This window comes from Corynebacterium limaceinasi (assembly GCF_046717465.1).
GTDB lineage: Bacteria > Actinomycetota > Actinomycetes > Mycobacteriales > Mycobacteriaceae > Corynebacterium.
The window spans coordinates 2,356,829-2,373,083 of sequence record NZ_CP177100.1 but is presented as its reverse complement, the minus strand read 5'-3'; the positions used below and the strand labels follow the sequence as shown (position 1 = coordinate 2,373,083).

Below are 16,255 nucleotides of genomic sequence, written 5' to 3'. Positions count from 1 at the left end.
GCAAGCATAAAAATGCCGCCCTTCCAGTAAGGAAAGGCGGCGGAAAGTAACTAAGTTAGAAGTTACTTCTTAGCTGCAGCGAAACGCTCTGCAACGTCGTCCCAGTTGAAGACGTTCCAAGCGGCCTTGACGTAGTCGCCCTTCACGTTCTTGTACTGCAGGTAGTAAGCGTGCTCCCACATATCGAGCATGAGCAGCGGGGTGAAGTCAACGGAGACGTTGCCCTGCTGGTCGGTGAGCTGCTCGATGATCAGGCGGTCAGCGATGTGGTCGTAACCCAGCACTGCCCAGCCAGAACCCTGCAGGGAGGTAGCGGCACCAGCGAAGTGTGCCTGGAACTTCTCGAAGGAACCGAAGTCGCGGTCGATAGCCTCTGCCAGCTCGCCGGTGGGCTGGCCGCCACCGTTCGGGGACAGGTTCTTCCAGAAGATGGAGTGGTTGGTGTGGCCACCCAGGTTGAATGCCAAGTTCTTGGACAGGGCGCGGATACGGTCTGGGTTAGCCTCGCCGTTGCGCTCTTCTTCCAGTGCCTCGAGGGCAGCGTTAGCACCCTTCACGTAGGTTGCGTGGTGCTTGTCGTGGTGGAGCTCCATAATCTCTGCGGAGATGTGTGGCTCCAGTGCGTCGTATGCGTATGGGAGGTCAGGAAGTTCGTAAACAGCCATTTGTGTAATCCTTTCTTCGGGTACGTGTCCCGATGATAGGCACGATCGAAAGATTTCGCCATGATTAATTTGAAATCTGCAATTACAGCGAATATTTAGTGGCCCGGGAATCTATTTTCCCAGTACAACGTTATTAAGGGAAATGGAGAAAGGAGCTTTACCTGATGTGGATGTTTAAACCAGAGCCGAAGATGGTGGCTGCGGAAGATGCCTTGCCGGGCCGCAGCGAGCCGGTCTTGGACCCAGCCCCGCACGCGGTGCTAAATACCCCAATTACCGGTCCGTGGAAGGACGGCCAGAAATCGATCTTGATTGCCCTGGGCTGTTTCTGGGGCGCGGAGAAGATGTTTTGGGAGACCGATGGCGTCGAGTCCACCTCGGTTGGCTACGCCGGTGGCACGACTCCGAATCCCACGTATTATGAGGTCTGCCGCGGGCAAACCAACCATGCAGAAACCGTCGAGGTCACCTATAACCCGGAGAAGATCTCCTTGCGCGAGCTCGTGGTGAAGGCACTGGAAGCCCACGATCCGACGCAGGGCTTCCGCCAAGGAAATGACGTGGGCACGCAGTACCGCTCCGCGTTTTATCCCCGCACCGAAGAAGAGCGGGAAGAGATCCAAGCAATCGTGGATAGCTACGCGGATAAGCTCAAAGAATTTGGTTTTGGGGAAACCACGACGGAAGTAAAGCGCTTAGCTGATACGGACTCTGGCGAGTACTACTTGGCCGAAGACGAGCACCAGCAGTACCTGCACAAGGTGCCGAACGGATACTGCCCGCACCACAGCACCGGTGTGAAGTGCGATTAGGCGTCGAGCCGGATAAATCCGGCGATTTTGCCGGCTAACTTTGAAGTGAGGTTCAGGCGCGATTGGGAGCCTAGGACCTCGTCCCAGTACCAGAGCATTTCCTGAAAGTAGTTATGCCCGTGGCCACCTGGGACGTTCAGGGAGTTGATCTGGTCCAGGCCAATCTGCCACCAAGTAATAAACGGCGCCCAGCGCAGGTGGCGGAGCGTATCCGCCCGGAGTGTCTCCGGTTGGGGTTCGTGCATCCAGGTGGGACGCCGGAACATCAGGTTCAGGTCCCACCACACGATGGCATCGGAGGCATGCTGGGCGATGAGCACGCGAGGTCGGCGCCAGCTGGAAGGAAAATCGTTGCCAAAGGCATCGTGGCGCGAGTGTTCCGGTTGGGCAACAAAGCGGACGTGTTGCCCGTCATCGATGACGGGGAGCCGCTCGAGCGAGCCGATATCGCGGCGCAGGCGCTGGGTAAAGTGCGTCATCCGCGGTGGGCCAGAAAAGACCGCGCCGCTGCAGGCGGCCAGGAGTTCTTCCTTGTTCTGGAAGTTATCCATAATGGCGTAGGCACCCAGGGATTCCCCCGCAAGGTAGAGCCGCGGGCGGTCTTCTTCCGGGAGCTTGTCAATTTCTTCTTGGACCACGGAAATGAGCTCCGCGGCGGCGCGCTTGGGCGCGTTTTTATCCACGAGGTAGGCAAAAACCGAGGGCAGGTAGGAATACTGCATGGTGACGGTGACGCAATCACCGGCGGTCAAAAACTCATAGGAGCTCGCGCCCCAGTTATTGATCCACCCGGATCCCGCGGGCATCTGAATGACGATGGTATCCCGGCGCAGCGCACCGGTGCGCTGCAATTCTGAGCGCACCTTCTTCGCCGCCTGGGCAAAAGAACGCCCTGGGATATAGCCGGCATAAATGCGGATGGGTTCTTTGGCGGGAGCGCCGGTGATGCTGCGAATATCGCGGGCGCGCGGGCCGTTGGAGACAAACCGCCGCCCCTGTTGCCCCAGCGCGGACCAAGGTTCAAGTGACCACGGGCTGCCGGAGCGCTCCGGCTCCCAGGGCATCGACGTGCCGGGAAAGATTTGTTTATTCAGGCGCTGGGCCTTGTGGGAGAGCGAACGGATCCAGCGCCGGAATACCACGCGGTCCGATAGCCCCACCGCGGCCACCGTTAGGCCTGCGGTAACGACCGGCCAGGCCACGAGTGCTGGAACCCAGCGGCCCAATTGGCGCGATAGTTTGGTCACGGTCAGTTGTGCGGCCTCGCCCACCAAGAGCAGCGCGCCGTATCCGGCGGTGCCGGCGGCTAGGCCGATGGCCGCGGTAGCCGGACCGCGAACCAATTGCTTATTGACCAAACCCGCCTGCTTTTCCTGGTTGCGCAGTGAGAGCGCCGCGTTGAAGGCGGTGCCGGCGCCAATCGCTAAGTGCAAAATCTGGCGGTGCTGCGGGCCCAAGCGGTCTTGGGGGCGCTTGCCCAGCCGGTTGAGCACGAAACTCGTCGTGGCCGCCCCGAGGTGCCCGATGGCCTGGCCGATAGATACATTCGCTGCCGTCACCCACCACGGGCGGGGCAGCAAGGACGGCGATACCGCGGCCCACGTGGCCAGCTCTGCGCCTAAGATTCCGGCCGACATATGGGGCGGCAACGTCTGCCGGCTGGTCATGCGGACGACGGGCGTGAGATCCGCGACTACGCCAAGAGAAATTAGTGCAGCGCGGCTGAAGGCGCGTTTCATGGTTGCCCATTATCCCAGAACATGCCTCGTTGCGCAGTGTGAAACATTCCGCATGCAAAACCCCGCCCGGCGTTGCACAATGGGGTCATGGCAAATCATGTAGGAAATAAAGTCGTTCTCATTGGCGCGGGTGACGTGGGAGTCGCTTACGCCTACGCACTTGTCAACCAGAGCATCGTCGACCACCTGGCCATCATCGACATCGATGAGCGGAAGCTGGAAGGCAATGTCATGGACCTCAACCACGGTGTGGTCTGGTCGCCACAGCGTACCCGCGTCACCAAGGGCACCTACGAAGATTGTGCGGACGCTGACATGGTCGTCATCTGCGCCGGCGCCGCCCAAAAGCCCGGCGAAACCCGCCTTGACTTGGTGGATAAGAACGTCAAAATCATGAACAGCATCGTCGGAGATGTCATTGCTAATGACTTCGACGGCATTTTCTTGGTCGCCACCAACCCGGTCGATATCCTGACGTATGCAGTATGGAAGGCCTCCGGCTTTGACCACAAGCGGGTCATCGGCTCCGGTACGATTCTGGACTCCGCGCGCTTCCGCTACATGCTGGGTGAATTGGAGGGCGTGGCCCCGAAGTCCGTGCACGCCTACATCATTGGTGAGCACGGCGATTCTGAGCTGCCCGCCGTCTCCACCGCGAATATCGCCGGTGTCCCGCTTTCGCAGAAGCTGGAAAAGGATCCGGAATACGCCGAGCGCATTGAAAAGATCTTTGAAGAAACCCGCGACGCCGCCTACTCCATTATCGATGCAAAGGGGTCGACCTCCTACGGCATCGGCATGGGGCTGGCGCGCATTACCGCCGCGATCATCCAAAACCAGGACGTGGCGCTTCCCGTCTCGGCCTACCTGCAGGGCGAGTACGGCGTGGAAGACCTCTACATCGGTACCGCGGCCATCGTGAACCGCACCGGCATCGTTCGGCCGGTAGAGCTGCAGCTCAACGAGCACGAAAAGGAACGCTTCGACGCTTCTGCAAAGACGCTCAATGACATCAAAGAGAAGTTCTTCGGCTAGTGCACATCGTCGCGCATAGGGGATATTCCGGAAAATATCCGGAGCTATCCCCCTTAGCTTTTGAAAAGGCCATGGAGCTTCCCATCCATGGCGTGGAGTGCGATGTGCGGTTAAGCCGCGATGGCAAGGTGGTGGTCCAGCACGATCCCACCTTGGAGCGAACGACGGGGCGCGCCGGGCGGGTTTCGGCGATGGATTGGCAGGAGCTGAGCGAGGTCGACATCGGCAAGGGGCAGCGCATGATGCTTCTCGATGACCTCCTGGCCATGCTGGGGGACAAGCCCCACCACCTTTATATTGAAACCAAGCACCCCTCCGGGCAAGGTAGCGCCTTGGAAAAGCGGGTCATGGAACGACTGCGCGCCGCCGGGCTCGATGAGGATCCGCGCATTCACGTTATTTCCTTTTCCCACAAAGCCATCCGGCGCATGAAGATTTTGGCACCGCATATTGACCGCATTTACCTGCGCCGAGACTGGGAACGCCATTTTAATCGCTCGGATTTCATGTGGTCGCGGCCGAGCGCCCTGGGGGTTTCCCTGCTGCGCGCCAAGATGCAGGCGGCCATTATCGGCGCGCAGGGCTTGCCTACGTATATGTGGACCGTTGATAAGCCGGAGGACATGAAGTGGGCCTGGTCCAATGGCGTGGACATGCTTGCCACCAATCAGCCGGAGGTGGCCCTGCGCGCTATTGAGCTGTAGGCAGGTATCTTGGAGGCATGGCCAAGAAGAAAAAGAAACAAGAAGACCTGCCTGAGGGCATGTCCCGCCGTCAGGCGAAGCTTGCTGCCCGCGCCAAAGAACGCGCCGCCTTGGAAAAAGACCCGCGCCCCTATAGCGGCCTCGCAGCGGAGGCTTCCCTCGTTGCCATGCAAGAGTTTGTGCCTTCTGCTTTTGCGAAGCTCGACGTGAAGGGCTGCGATAGGAACGTCTACGTCTCCACTGTCCTTCCGGGCGCCACCGCGGCGCTGATCCGCGATGAGGAATTCGGCGGCGATGCTTTTGTGGCACTCCAGGTGCAGTCTCACACCCACAACCCCGGCCGGGATCTGGCTTTCGCTCTGAACTGGGTCAAGAACAACGAGCCAGGCTCGACCCTGGAATCAACCGCGGCCGATGGCTCGCAGCCGGAGCTTAGTGAGCTTATCGATGCCGCAACTACCCTCGACATCGAAGTCCACCAGGACTTCAGCTGGTGGATCCCGGAAGGCGCACAGGTCACCCCCGAGGTATCGCAGTCCATGCGCGCCGCCAATGACTCGGTCATCGAATCCCACCAGGTGGGCAAGGACATTACCGGCACAGCCTTTTGGGCCAATGCCGGCGGCGGCAAAGCGCACGTGCGCTGGGTGCGCCCGAACGACGATGAGGCCGCGTTCCTCAATGCCCTGGCGCGAGTCGCCGCGCGCGGCGAGCTGAACTTGGGCGAGGACACCAAGTTTGCCGGAGTATTCCGTACTCACGGCCTTATTGCTCCCGTCTTTGACGTGCAGCCCGAGGTTGATTATTCCTCTTATGAGGACAAGCTCGCGGGCGTAGATAAGGCCTTGGAAGAAGAAATCTCCAATGACGCGCAATTGAACGCAGAAGAGCGCAAGCAGCTAGAAAACATCAAGTCCCGCCAGGTGACGTTGCGCTAAACGAACCACACCAAAGCGGCCCTTTCCCTACAGTACGAGGAGGAAAGGGCCGTTTTCTTCGCAATCTAGCTAGGACGAGTTAAGGCATGAACAAGAAAAACTCAGGGCCTCGGCGCATAGCCTGGGCTTTCGCAGCCGCCGGCGCAATAGCCTTCATCCTTGGCATAATTAGGATGTTCTCTATGGATCCTGTGGAGTGGAGAATTCTCCTTGAATTCTTCATAGCAACCACACTTGCTGGTTTCTCAATAACGTTTTTCCGATACGAAGATTGAGTTCAGGCCTATTTCATGGAGTCCCAGAGTTGTTGGGCGCCTTCATCGTCCCAGAGCACGACATTGCCCACGACGGTGTCCTGGAACCCGCCAATGGGAACGGTTTCCGTATCTACGCCGGAGCCCATCGCAAGCGCCACGCGGGCCAGGTGCCATACGTGGTCGCCATCGCCCACGATGAAGGAGGAGGCGGTGTGGTTAATCAGGGAAATCGACCGGAAGGGGTTAATCAGCGTGGCCGGGGAAGTGATCTTATCTAGGAGCGCGGCAAAGAATTCGCGCTGGCGCTGCACGCGGTCGAGATCGCCCATTGCGGTGGCGCGGGTGCGCACATAACCCAGCGCATCGCTGCCCTCTAGCTTCTGGCAGCCTTCCTGCAGATCGATGCCCGCCAGGGGGTCATTGATGGGCTCTGCAACGCAGATATCAACGCCGCCGACGGAATCGACCACATTGGCCAAACCACCCATGCCGATTTCGGCATAGTGATCAATGTGCAGGCCAGTATTGCCCTCCACGGTTTGTGCTAAGAGCTTTGGCCCGCCGTAGGCAAAAGCGGCGTTGATCTTATCCATGCCGAAGCCGGGTACTTCCACGTAGCTATCGCGCGGAATGGAGACCAGTTGGGCTCGGCCGGAGCGTGGGATATGCAGGAGCATGATGGTATCGGTGCGGCCCTCGCCCACATCGCCACCGGTGCCGAGGGCTTGTTGATCCTCTTCGGACAGGCCCTGGCGGGAATCGGATCCCACCAACAGCCAATTGGTGCCGGAGGTATTGGCCACCTGCTCATCCGGGAGGGCATCCACGCGGGTCAGGCGCGTATCGGCCCACAGCGCGAAGATGAGGCTGCAGACCACGACGAAGAGGACAAAGATGCCGACGCACCCAAAGAACCGCTTGACCGGATTGGTCTTTTTCCGGCGGCTATGCGGTTTAGAGTGGCGGCGGGGCGGTTGCTGCGCTTGTTGTGGTTGGTAGCGCTGTTGCAGCTGCTGCGGCGATTGCGGCTGCGATCGCTGTGGCGGCCGTTGCTGTGGCTGTTGTGGCCGCTGTGGTGGTTGCTGCGCGGAACACTGCTGGGCCCGGTACTGGCTGGGGTAGCGGGTAGGGGTTTCCTGGCGCGGGATGTGCTGCTGCGGCTCGGCACGATTCGTGCGCGGCCGGCGGCGGATGGGCCGACCGTAGCGGTCCTTGAGGGGACGGCCATCGGCCCCAAGGACGAACTCACTGGATGAGCTATCGCCAGCGCGGCGCGCCTCCCGATGCGGATCTCGTCCTGATTCAGTCATGCGCTATACCTTACAAGGCGCCGGCCAATTCCCCCGCTTTCCTCGCGAGCACGCCACTATTAAAGCACAGAAAGGCCGAAGGAATAGGCGAGGAAAGCGATCGCATCGATAAGAAAGTGCGCGATGACAAGCGGCCACACGCGGCCTGTGCGGTGATAGTAGTAGCCGTAGATTACGCCCATGATGATATTGCCAAAGCCGGCCGATACCCCCTGGTACAGGTGATATGAACCGCGCAGGATGGAGCTAGCTGCCAAGGCAGCCGGCAGCGACCAGCGCGCCTGGCGCAGCCTCGTCATCAGCCACATGACCACCACGGTCTCTTCCGCAAAGGCATTTGCGGCGGCCTTGATGAGGGACACCGGAATCTCTAACCACGCATTGTCGAAGTCACCGGGGATGACCTCTTTGCTCCAGCCAAACTGCATCGCGGCGAAATACAAAACTAGGCCCGGGATGCCGATGAGCGCGGCGAGTCCCGCGCCGTGCAACCAATCAGAGGCACGGTAGGCGGCCGGTTTAATGTGGTCTTGTGCCAGCAGGAAAATCACCAGCGCACCATAGGCAAAAAGGACCGCCGCCGAGCACAATTGCAGTCCCAAATCCACCCATGCCAGGCTGGATTGGCTGGAGTTGAGCGTGACGGATTGCTCATTGAGCGCCTGTGGAGCAGCCAGCGAATTGATAAGCCGCAACACCGCCCTGACCCCGGAAATACCAAAGGTCAGGGTGAGGACGATGAGCAGCTCGGCGCGTAGTTTCTTGGTCATGGGTGCAGGATGTGGGCGAGGCCTAAAAGTTGGGCATCGGAAAGCGTAATGCCTCCCACATGCACGCCGACGGGCGGGTGCGCGGGGATGGCCCAAGGTACAGAGATGGCGGGCAATTGGGCCATATTAAACAGCGAGGCCCATGGGGACCAGCGCGTTTGGGCGTCGAAATTCTCCGCGTGCGGAAGGGACAGGAAATGCCCCCGCGGCGGGGGATCCGCGGTGAGCATGGGCGTGATAATGGCATCGACCCGCCATTGCTGCGCTAGGAGCTCCGGGAGGTGGCGGACATGGCGCTGCGCCGCGTTCAGCTCTGCGGCGGATACGGTAGCGCCTTGCTGGGCCACCCAAGCCGCGTAGCCCTCTGCCTGCGGCAGCCCCACAAACCGGGAGGTAAAGATCTCGCGGAAGTGCGCAAACGTGGCCCCCGCCTGCGGATAAGGCGCAATGGGGACCACCTCGAACCCCGCAGCGCGCAGGCGATCCGCGGCCTCGCGTGCCGCCCGCAGGTGGTGGGCCTCCACCCGAGTCGCGGCAAAAAGGGGCTCAAGCAACAGCCCAATGCGGGCGCGCGGGGTGATCATGCGGTGGCCGTGCAGGAAGGCATTATCGGCCACAGTGCGGGTGATAAACCCCTCCGCGCCCAGGTTGCTGCCCGCAGGCTTAAAGCCCACGACCCCGCAGGCCGCCGCGGGAACGCGAATGGAACCGCCGCCATCGCTGGCCTGCGCCGCGCGCACGAGGCCGCGGGCTACCTGGACGGCCGCGCCGCCAGAAGAACCGCCCGGGGTGCGTCCTGGATAAAGGGGATTATCGGGGTGGGGAAGATCCACCGGCTCGGTATCGACGCGCAAGCCCAACTCCGGGGTGGAGGACTTGCCAATGAATACCGCGCCCTGCTTTTCCAATGTCGCGATGAACGGCTCGCTGACCGCGGGATAGTACGTGCGCTTGGCATTGCCCAAGGTGGTGGGCATGCCCGCGACATCGTTGAGATCCTTTGCAGATAGGACCCACCCGCACAGTCGACCGGTGCGGGCGGGGGTGCGCTGCAGATCCAGGTAGGTAAAACCGTGCTCTGTGGGGCCCATGCCCTGCACATCGGCGCGGAATCGTTCTATGGAAAAGTCCATGGCGCACCAGTCTAGTGGGCTAAGGTGACGGGCATGACTACAACCATCGCTTTCTTAGGCCCCGCCGGTACGTTCACGGAGGCCGCCGTGCACAAATTTGCCGCGGAGTGGGAAGCGCGCGGGGAGACCGTGGAGACCCTACCGGTGGACTCGCCTTCAGCGGCGGTGGCGGCCGTGCGCGCCGGGCAGGCCGATTATGCCTGCGTCGCCATCGAAAACTCCGTGGACGGGGCGGTGACGACGACCTTTGACGCGTTGGTAGAAGGCGATCCCGTACAGATTTACCGCGAGGTAGATATCCCCGTGACCTTCAGCATCATGACCCGGCCGGGAACGAAAGACATCACGCGCCTGAGCACGCACCCGGTGGCCTTCCAACAAATCCGCGGCTGGGTGGCAGAGAACGCGCCGGGCGTGGAATTCGTGCCGGCGAGCTCGAATGCGGCGGCGGCTCAGGCCGTAGCGCGCGGGGAGGTCGACGCGGCGGCGGCGCCAGCGCGGGCGGCAGAACTTTTCGGCCTAGAAACCAAGGCGAGCGGCGTGGCCGACGTGCAGGGCGCGGCTACCCGTTTTGTGTTGGTAGGCCTGCCGGGTCGCCCGACCGCACGCACCGGCCAGGATCGCACCAGCGTCATTTTCACCCTGCCCAACCAGCCGGGAACCCTGGTGGGGGCCTTGCAAGACTTTGCCCACCGTGGGGTGGATCTTTCCCGGATTGAGTCGCGGCCGACTCGCCAGACCTTTGGTACCTACCGCTTCTATGTGGACCTGATTGGGCATATCGATGACCAGCCGGTTGCTGAGGCCCTGCGCGCGGTGTGGTTGCGGGCGGAGGAACTGCGCTTTTTGGGCTCCTGGCCCACCGCGACGCCCGCCGGCCACCCGCCGCGGGACCTGGCTGAGGCGGATGCCTGGGTGGCGAGGGCGCGCAGGGGTCAATAATCTGGACGCATGACTGGAAGAATCATCCTGCTGCGCCATGGCCAAACCCATTCCAACGTATCCCGGCTGCTGGATACCCGGCCGCCGGGCGCGGAGCTTACGGATCTGGGGCGCAACCAGGCCACGGAGGTGGGCCGGGAGCTAGCGGGGTTCGTGGGTGATCGCGAGGTCGACTTCAAGTGCTCTATTGCGCTGCGGGCGCAGCAGACCGCCACCTTGGCGGCGCGCGCCTTTGAACAGGAGCGGAACCTGCCGCGCTTTTCCATTCCCATCGATGTCATCCCGAATGTGCAGGAGATTTTCGCCGGCGATTGGGAGCTCGATGCCAGCGAGGCCGCCCACCGCAGCCACGATACGGCCATGCGCGGCTGGTGTTACGGCGATAGCCAGGCCGCCATGGAAGGTGGCGAGCGGCTCCAGGACGTGCTTTCGCGTTTCCAGCCCGCATTGGAAGAGATTGCGGCGCAGCTTGCCGATGACCGCGATGTCATCCTCGTCAGTCACGGCGCCGCCATCCGGGTGGTGACGAAGCACGCCACCGGGGCGGACGCGGACTTTGCCTATACCGGTTATATGCCCAATTGCCGCTTTACCGTGATGGAACCGCGCGGCAAGAAATTTGGCGAGTGGACGCTTACCCGCTGGGCCGATATTGAGCTCTAACCCCAGCCCAGCTGGTGCAGTTCGTGTTCTTCCATGCCAAAGTAATGGCCTAGCTCGTGGAAGACCGTGACCTTGACCTGCTCGGCCAGGTCTTCTTCTGACGTGGCCCAGCGCTGCAGCGTGCTGCGATAGATGAAGATCGCATCGGGCAAATACCCGGTGTGGTCAAATGTGCGCCGAGGCAAAGCGACGCCTTCATAGAGCCCCAGCAAGGTGGGATTATCGGGGTTTTCCTCTTCCACCAGGATCACTAGGTTGCGCATCTTGCGCACGAATTCATCGGGCACCTGATCGAGGGCGTCATTGACCATCTCCTCGAAGCGCTCTTCCGAGACGGAATACATTTACGGCGCCGGCTTATCATCGCGAATCGGGTTGCGCTCAGGGCGCTCCTCCGGCGGGTTGCCATCGATGGAGAGCGCCTGGCGGCCACCGGTGGCGGTACCAGTGATGGAGGAGAAGCCGCCATCATCGCGGGCGTGGACGAGTGAGCAGTTCACGGACTTGGTGCCACCATTCCAGGACTCTTCCGATACGGTGCCCCAGAACGGTTGCAGCGTGGATTGGTAGAGCTGCTCTTCCCCGCCCAAGTAATCCTCAGCGGCGGCCGTGCAGGTATCCGAGAGGAATTTATCCATCTCCTTGCCGTCCGGGTACGCGTCGGGGAATTTCTTGCCCAAGTCGATGACGGATACCGTCTCCAGCTGGTGTGGCTGGCCGCAGTCCACGACGTGCGGTACCTGCTGATCATCGATGGCCAAGCACTCGCCCGGCTTAGCCAGATTGGCCTGCTCGGAGGCCTCGACGTTGCCGGTGGTCAATTGCGGCACGCCGTGATCATCGGTGGTCTGTAGGCCGCACAGCAGGGTGCGGTCACCGTTATCCCACGCGGATTCCGGCGGCAAAATGGAGGCAATATCGTATTTGCCGTGCGGATCCCACTTGCTGTGCAGGTAGCTCACTGTGGCGGATTCGCAGAGCTCATCGCGCAGCTGGTGCTGGCGGGTAAGCGCGGGCCGCGAGGCATCTGGGCCGAATTCGCTGGTGGGGTAGACGCTGAGATCCTCCACGGTAGAGACCTCAAAGCGGTGCTGCTCCGAGCATTCCACCTCTTTGAAGGAAGCGGCAGAGCCATCCTCGTTGATATCCCACGTCACGCAGGACCCAGCGGAAGCGGAGGTAAAAGGCTCCGTCTTCGGATCGGAGGATCCCGAGCCACCCGCACCGCCCTCAGCGGACTGCTCGGAAGAGGCCGTATTATCGGCCCCGTTGGAGCCGTGGTTGCTGACAATGCCGTAGATACCCATGAAAACGGCCGCCGCGATTGCTGAGATCAAGGCAATCTGGACGGCCACAGCGGAACGCCACGCAGGTGATTTCTTCATAAGGCCCATTATCTTACCCCTTAAGCAGGGTCTTTTCTAGATTGAGGTATCCCGGGAAACGCGGGTATTCAGGTGGTACCTATCAGTGCGGTAGACCGAGGAACACCATTCCACGGGCTTATCCCCCGAGCGCGAGCAACGCACGATGTGCAGCAGTGGGGAACCCACGGGGACATCGAGAAGCGGCGCAATCTCCTCATTGGCGGCAATAGCGGAGACGGTCTGGTCCGCGTCCGTGATGGGGACGCCAAATGTCTTATCCAAAATCGAGTACACAGAGTTATAGGTGTCATTTTCCAGCAGGCTCGGCGCAAAAGCGGAGTTGTACCAGCCGTCATCGATGGAATAAGGCTCGCCATCGCCCAAGCGCAGCCTGCGCAAATGAATTTGTTCCTCTGTGGCAGGGGTGCCAAAGAATTGGGTGGCCGCCTCCGGTGCGCTAGCGCGGCCGCTATTCAGGATCTTGGAGGAAGCCACCACGTCCTGGGCACTCATTTCATCGGAAAAAGAGGCCAGGTGAAGGCGCGATACCAAGGGGTTGGGGGCAACGAAGGTGCCTTTACCGCGCACGCGGCGCAATTTACCGGCGGCAACGAGATCCCCGATGGCCCGGCGCACCGTAATGCGGGAGACGCCGTAGGTTTCCTCTAGGAGCCTCTCACCGGGGAGGATATCACCGGGTTTGAAGGTGGTATTACATAATTCCTCCAGAATATCGTGCAATTGGGCGTGCTTGGGAGTGGGGCCATCGCTGATTTCGCGGGCCGGCAATTCTAGGGAGGACATGATTCCATAATAATTCGCTGGTTATTACCACGGCAAGGCAATGGCAGTGCGCTAGAATCAGTTCCGTGATTGATCTCAAGCTACTCCGTGAAAACCCAGACGTTGTCCGCGCCTCCCAGGTCACCCGTGGGGAAGACCCCTCGCTCGTGGATCAGCTCCTCGCAGCCGATGAGAAGCGTCGCTCTGCCATCCAGAAGGCAGACGAGGTGCGTTCCCAGCAGAAATCCCTGGGCAAGAAGATTGGTCAGGCCTCCCCGGAAGAGCGCCCGGCGTTGCTGGAAGGCGCAGATGAGCTGAAAGCCAAGGTCAAAGAGGCTGAAGAGGCTCGGTCCGCGGCTGAGGCCACGGTGGAAGAGCTGCAGTACAAGATCGATAACGTCGTCGAAGGTGCGCCCGCCGGCGGCGAGGATGACTTCGTCCTCGTTGAAGAGGTAGGCGAGATCCCGCAGTTCGATTTCGAGCCCAAGGACCACCTTGAACTCGGCGAATCCCTGGGGCTCATTGACGTCAAGCGCGGTGCGAAGGTCGGCGGTGCCCGCTTCTACTACCTCACCGGCGATGGCGCATTCCTGCAGCTGGGCATGCTGATGTTGGCTGCACAAAAGGCACGGGAAGCCGGCTTCCAGCTGATGATTCCGCCGGTTCTGGTGCGCCCAGAGATCATGGCCGGCACGGGCTTTTTGGGCCAGCACTCCGATGAGATCTACTACCTGCCAGCCGATGATCGCTACCTCGTGGGCACCTCCGAGGTAGCCCTTGCTGGCTACCACAAGGATGAGATCATCGATCTATCCAATGGTCCCCTGCAGTACGCCGGCTGGTCCTCCTGCTTCCGCCGAGAGGCCGGTTCCCACGGCAAGGACACCCGCGGCATCCTGCGCGTGCACCAATTCGACAAGCTAGAGATGTTTGTCTACTGCAAGCCGGAAGACGCAGAGGAAATGCACCAAAAGCTCCTCGATATGGAAAAGGAAATGCTGGCTGCGATGGAATTGCCGTACCGCACCATCGATATCGCCGGCGGTGACTTGGGCTCTTCGGCGGCCCGCAAATTCGATAATGAGGCGTGGGTGCCAACCCAAGGCACCTACCGTGAGCTAACCTCTACCTCCAATTGCACCACCTTCCAGGCCCGCCGCCTATCCACTCGCTACCGCGACGAGAACGGGAAGACGCAGGTAGCCGCCACCTTGAATGGCACATTGGCCACCACCCGCTGGATCGTGGCGATTTTGGAAAATCACCAACAAGCCGATGGTTCCGTCGTTGTTCCAGAGGCCTTGCGCCCATTCGTGGGCAAGGATGTTCTCACGCCGCAGTAGCCTGCGGAGCAAAGCTAAAGGAGCACCATGAACGCTGCGACGAATTTCTTGTACCGCCAGATCACCCACATTGGGCGCGGCCTCACCTTGGCCCAAGGCCTGCAGATGCGCCTGTCGGGGGAAGAGAATATTCCCGATGACGGCGGTGCCGTCCTGGTGTGCAATCACACCGGGTACATGGATTTTCTGTTCGGCGCGTTCATTGCCTATCGTAAAAAACGGCTGGTGCGCTTTCTGGCTAAGGCCAGCATCTTTAGCGCGCCAGGCGTGGGTGCCCTGCTGCGCGCCATGGGGCACGTGCCGGTAGACCGCATCGATGGCAAAGAGTCCTTGCGCAAGGCGGTAGAGCTTGCCGAAGCCGGCGAGCTCGTCGGTGTCTTTTCGGAGGGCACGATTTCCCGCAGCTTTGAAATCCGCAGCATGAAAACCGGCGCATCTCGCATCGCTTTTGAGGCGGGCGTGCCGGTTGTCCCGCAAGTGATGTTTGGTTCGCAGCGCCTGTGGACAAAGGGCCACAAGAAGAATTTGGGACGCACCAAGACTCCGGTCTTTATTTCCGCGCTCGAGCCGTATTACCCCACTGGGGACCCAGAAGCCGATACAGCTGAAATCCGACGGCGCATGCAGGAGGCCCTAGAGGGACTTTGGGAGGATTACGAGGCGGAGTTCGGCCCCATGCCCGCCGGCGAATATTGGGTTCCCGCGCGCAAGGGCGGTTCTGCCCCGACCCTGGAAGAGGCCGAAGCTCGCGATGCGGAGGTAGAAACGGAGCGGCACCGGGTGCGTCGTTTGCGCGATGATTTGGTAGGGCTCAAAGAGCGCGTTTCCGTTTCCACCGTTGAACTCGTGCGCAACCACATGGCCTCTGCCAAAGGTAAGGAAGGCCAGGAAGAACACGTTGGCGACGAGCCCCAGGAAAAGAAGCATATCGCGGCCGATACCTTGGAGTGGGTCAAAACCAATCTCAATGCCGTGGTGGAAGAGGCGACCCGTGGCTTGGATGAAGGCAAGGATAAGGTCGCCGATGTCATGGCGCAATTGAAGTCCGACGTGGCGCAGGCCCAGGCCTCTATTGCCGCAAGCAGCAAGGAGATCTGGGAAGGATCCGTGGTAGAGCAAGGATTGCTCGCCGCGGCGACACAGTCGCGCCTGATCGTTTCTCGCCTGCCGCACCGGCTCAAGGCCCAGTTTTCTGACATCCCGCGCGTAGTAGTGGCGCATCAAAGCACGCTGAACTGGGAAGACGATGCCCTGACCCCGCGGTTGAAGGCGGCGCTAGAAGGCATCTACCCCGCGGCGGAGGTGCTCATCGCGGTGTCGTGCGATGCGGATCTCGATGTCCCGCAGGCGGTGTGGCATATCCAGCTTGATGAGCAGGCCGAAAAGCCGCTCGTGGATAAGGAGGCGATGAAGGTTACCTCGGCCACGGCGGCCGCCGGCGTGGACTGCATCCTAGATGATTTGGAAGCCAAGCCGAGCGAGACTTTGGTCTTTGGTAATGAACCAGGGGATGAAGAATTTTTGAATCACATCCCGGTCGTTGCTCTAGAGACCGCGCCCATCGAGGTGGTCAAGGATGCGCAGGCTGTGACGTATTCCGCCGAGCGCGCAGGTATGTCTGAGGTTTTGGAAGCGATGGCCCGGCTACAAAAAGATTAGCCGCGTGCAAACGTTGGCGTTGCCACCCCCGCGAGGGGGTGTTTTTCTTTTTGGGGAGCTAAGCAAAGGGTGGAAATTGACTGCTTACGGGGCCGGAAGTTACGTGTGAGAAACCTCTAGTGAATGTTTACCCGG

17 protein-coding genes are annotated in these 16,255 nt (G+C 60.8%); 9 read left to right on the top strand and 8 right to left on the bottom strand.

Translation table 11 applies throughout. The annotated features are described in order from the left end of the window. Positions 1–62: 62 nt before the first annotated feature. On the bottom strand, positions 63–665 hold the full coding sequence (locus tag ACLI1Q_RS11410; protein WP_005279684.1) for a superoxide dismutase: 603 nt from the start codon (positions 663–665) through the stop codon (positions 63–65). A 164-nt stretch (positions 666–829) separates the two neighbouring features. Between ACLI1Q_RS11410 and msrA the strand changes: the two genes are divergently transcribed. Then, positions 830–1,477, top strand: a complete 648-nt coding sequence (msrA, locus tag ACLI1Q_RS11405) for a peptide-methionine (S)-S-oxide reductase MsrA (protein WP_239269324.1) — start codon at positions 830–832, stop codon at positions 1,475–1,477. Here the strand turns inward: msrA and ACLI1Q_RS11400 are convergent. Continuing rightward, positions 1,474–3,216: an alpha/beta-hydrolase family protein gene (locus tag ACLI1Q_RS11400; protein WP_239269323.1), complete on the bottom strand. Its 1,743-nt coding sequence runs from the start codon at positions 3,214–3,216 to the stop codon at positions 1,474–1,476. The two genes, msrA and ACLI1Q_RS11400, sit on opposite strands and share 4 nt — an antisense overlap. Positions 3,217–3,303: 87 nt before the next feature. On the opposite strand from ACLI1Q_RS11400, the gene ACLI1Q_RS11395 reads away from it, so the two are divergent. From ACLI1Q_RS11395 to ACLI1Q_RS11380, 4 genes are all read left to right on the top strand, one after another. Further along, positions 3,304–4,251, top strand: a complete 948-nt coding sequence (locus tag ACLI1Q_RS11395) for an L-lactate dehydrogenase (protein WP_239269322.1) — start codon at positions 3,304–3,306, stop codon at positions 4,249–4,251. After that, positions 4,251–4,955: a glycerophosphodiester phosphodiesterase family protein gene (locus ACLI1Q_RS11390; RefSeq protein WP_239269321.1), complete on the top strand. Its 705-nt coding sequence runs from the start codon at positions 4,251–4,253 to the stop codon at positions 4,953–4,955. Before ACLI1Q_RS11395 ends, ACLI1Q_RS11390 begins: the two co-directional genes overlap by 1 nt. Before the next feature lie 17 nt (positions 4,956–4,972). Then, on the top strand, positions 4,973–5,893 hold the full coding sequence (locus tag ACLI1Q_RS11385) for a DUF5926 family protein (protein WP_005279695.1): 921 nt from the start codon (positions 4,973–4,975) through the stop codon (positions 5,891–5,893). A gap of 86 nt (positions 5,894–5,979) precedes the next feature. Continuing rightward, positions 5,980–6,168: a hypothetical protein gene (locus tag ACLI1Q_RS11380; protein ID WP_284772102.1), complete on the top strand. Its 189-nt coding sequence runs from the start codon at positions 5,980–5,982 to the stop codon at positions 6,166–6,168. A gap of 8 nt (positions 6,169–6,176) precedes the next feature. Here the strand turns inward: ACLI1Q_RS11380 and ACLI1Q_RS11375 are convergent, their stop codons facing one another. Genes ACLI1Q_RS11375 through ACLI1Q_RS11365 form a run of 3 tightly spaced genes read right to left on the bottom strand, consistent with a single transcriptional unit; the run spans position 6,177 to position 9,363 of the window. After that, positions 6,177–7,460 carry an LCP family protein gene (locus ACLI1Q_RS11375; RefSeq protein ID WP_284849693.1) on the bottom strand — a complete coding sequence of 428 codons (1,284 nt, stop codon included), beginning with the start codon at positions 7,458–7,460 and terminating at the stop codon, positions 6,177–6,179. Positions 7,461–7,519: 59 nt separating this feature from the next. After that, positions 7,520–8,230: a CPBP family intramembrane glutamic endopeptidase gene (locus ACLI1Q_RS11370; RefSeq protein WP_284772104.1), complete on the bottom strand. Its 711-nt coding sequence runs from the start codon at positions 8,228–8,230 to the stop codon at positions 7,520–7,522. Then, positions 8,227–9,363 carry an amidase gene (locus ACLI1Q_RS11365; protein ID WP_284772105.1) on the bottom strand — a complete coding sequence of 379 codons (1,137 nt, stop codon included), beginning with the start codon at positions 9,361–9,363 and terminating at the stop codon, positions 8,227–8,229. Before ACLI1Q_RS11365 ends, ACLI1Q_RS11370 begins: the two co-directional genes overlap by 4 nt. 33 nt (positions 9,364–9,396) lie before the next feature. On the opposite strand from ACLI1Q_RS11365, the gene pheA reads away from it, so the two are divergent. After that, positions 9,397–10,305: a prephenate dehydratase gene (pheA, locus tag ACLI1Q_RS11360; protein WP_284772106.1), complete on the top strand. Its 909-nt coding sequence runs from the start codon at positions 9,397–9,399 to the stop codon at positions 10,303–10,305. A 9-nt stretch (positions 10,306–10,314) separates the two neighbouring features. After that, positions 10,315–10,968 carry a histidine phosphatase family protein gene (locus tag ACLI1Q_RS11355; protein ID WP_239269315.1) on the top strand — a complete coding sequence of 218 codons (654 nt, stop codon included), beginning with the start codon at positions 10,315–10,317 and terminating at the stop codon, positions 10,966–10,968. Here ACLI1Q_RS11355 and ACLI1Q_RS11350 read toward each other — a convergent pair. From ACLI1Q_RS11350 to ACLI1Q_RS11340, 3 genes are read right to left on the bottom strand one after another with little or no spacing between them, the layout of a single operon-like run. Beyond that, a complete protein-coding gene (locus ACLI1Q_RS11350; protein ID WP_239269314.1) occupies positions 10,965–11,312 on the bottom strand; it encodes a metallopeptidase family protein in 348 nt (115 codons plus the stop codon). The two genes, ACLI1Q_RS11355 and ACLI1Q_RS11350, sit on opposite strands and share 4 nt — an antisense overlap. After that, a complete protein-coding gene (locus ACLI1Q_RS11345) occupies positions 11,313–12,362 on the bottom strand; it encodes a septum formation family protein (RefSeq protein ID WP_239269313.1) in 1,050 nt (349 codons plus the stop codon). It abuts the gene before it with no gap. A 27-nt stretch (positions 12,363–12,389) separates the two neighbouring features. Continuing rightward, the gene (locus ACLI1Q_RS11340) at positions 12,390–13,139 is read right to left on the bottom strand and encodes a GntR family transcriptional regulator (RefSeq protein WP_239269312.1); all 750 of its coding nucleotides are present in this window, start codon (positions 13,137–13,139) and stop codon (positions 12,390–12,392) included. A gap of 65 nt (positions 13,140–13,204) precedes the next feature. On the opposite strand from ACLI1Q_RS11340, the gene serS reads away from it, so the two are divergent. Both serS and ACLI1Q_RS11330 read left to right on the top strand, forming a co-directional pair. Continuing rightward, positions 13,205–14,461, top strand: a complete 1,257-nt coding sequence (gene serS / locus ACLI1Q_RS11335; protein WP_239269311.1) for a serine--tRNA ligase — start codon at positions 13,205–13,207, stop codon at positions 14,459–14,461. A gap of 27 nt (positions 14,462–14,488) precedes the next feature. Next, positions 14,489–16,120, top strand: a complete 1,632-nt coding sequence (locus ACLI1Q_RS11330; protein WP_239269310.1) for a lysophospholipid acyltransferase family protein — start codon at positions 14,489–14,491, stop codon at positions 16,118–16,120. Positions 16,121–16,255 lie beyond the last annotated feature (135 nt).

What these genes read in the sequence shown, in the direction of transcription:
- ACLI1Q_RS11410 (WP_005279684.1), bottom strand. Translation starts at nt 665, where the DNA reads ATGGCTGTTTACGAACTTCCTGACCTCCCATACGCATACGACGCACTG.
- msrA (WP_239269324.1), top strand. Translation starts at nt 830, where the DNA reads ATGTGGATGTTTAAACCAGAGCCGAAGATGGTGGCTGCGGAAGATGCC.
- ACLI1Q_RS11400 (WP_239269323.1), bottom strand. Translation starts at nt 3,216, where the DNA reads ATGAAACGCGCCTTCAGCCGCGCTGCACTAATTTCTCTTGGCGTAGTC.
- ACLI1Q_RS11395 (WP_239269322.1), top strand. Translation starts at nt 3,304, where the DNA reads ATGGCAAATCATGTAGGAAATAAAGTCGTTCTCATTGGCGCGGGTGAC.
- ACLI1Q_RS11385 (WP_005279695.1), top strand. Translation starts at nt 4,973, where the DNA reads ATGGCCAAGAAGAAAAAGAAACAAGAAGACCTGCCTGAGGGCATGTCC.
- ACLI1Q_RS11380 (WP_284772102.1), top strand. Translation starts at nt 5,980, where the DNA reads ATGAACAAGAAAAACTCAGGGCCTCGGCGCATAGCCTGGGCTTTCGCA.
- ACLI1Q_RS11375 (WP_284849693.1), bottom strand. Translation starts at nt 7,460, where the DNA reads ATGACTGAATCAGGACGAGATCCGCATCGGGAGGCGCGCCGCGCTGGC.
- ACLI1Q_RS11370 (WP_284772104.1), bottom strand. Translation starts at nt 8,230, where the DNA reads ATGACCAAGAAACTACGCGCCGAGCTGCTCATCGTCCTCACCCTGACC.
- ACLI1Q_RS11365 (WP_284772105.1), bottom strand. Translation starts at nt 9,363, where the DNA reads ATGGACTTTTCCATAGAACGATTCCGCGCCGATGTGCAGGGCATGGGC.
- pheA (WP_284772106.1), top strand. Translation starts at nt 9,397, where the DNA reads ATGACTACAACCATCGCTTTCTTAGGCCCCGCCGGTACGTTCACGGAG.
- ACLI1Q_RS11355 (WP_239269315.1), top strand. Translation starts at nt 10,315, where the DNA reads ATGACTGGAAGAATCATCCTGCTGCGCCATGGCCAAACCCATTCCAAC.
- ACLI1Q_RS11350 (WP_239269314.1), bottom strand. Translation starts at nt 11,312, where the DNA reads ATGTATTCCGTCTCGGAAGAGCGCTTCGAGGAGATGGTCAATGACGCC.
- ACLI1Q_RS11345 (WP_239269313.1), bottom strand. Translation starts at nt 12,362, where the DNA reads ATGGGCCTTATGAAGAAATCACCTGCGTGGCGTTCCGCTGTGGCCGTC.
- ACLI1Q_RS11340 (WP_239269312.1), bottom strand. Translation starts at nt 13,139, where the DNA reads ATGTCCTCCCTAGAATTGCCGGCCCGCGAAATCAGCGATGGCCCCACT.
- ACLI1Q_RS11330 (WP_239269310.1), top strand. Translation starts at nt 14,489, where the DNA reads ATGAACGCTGCGACGAATTTCTTGTACCGCCAGATCACCCACATTGGG.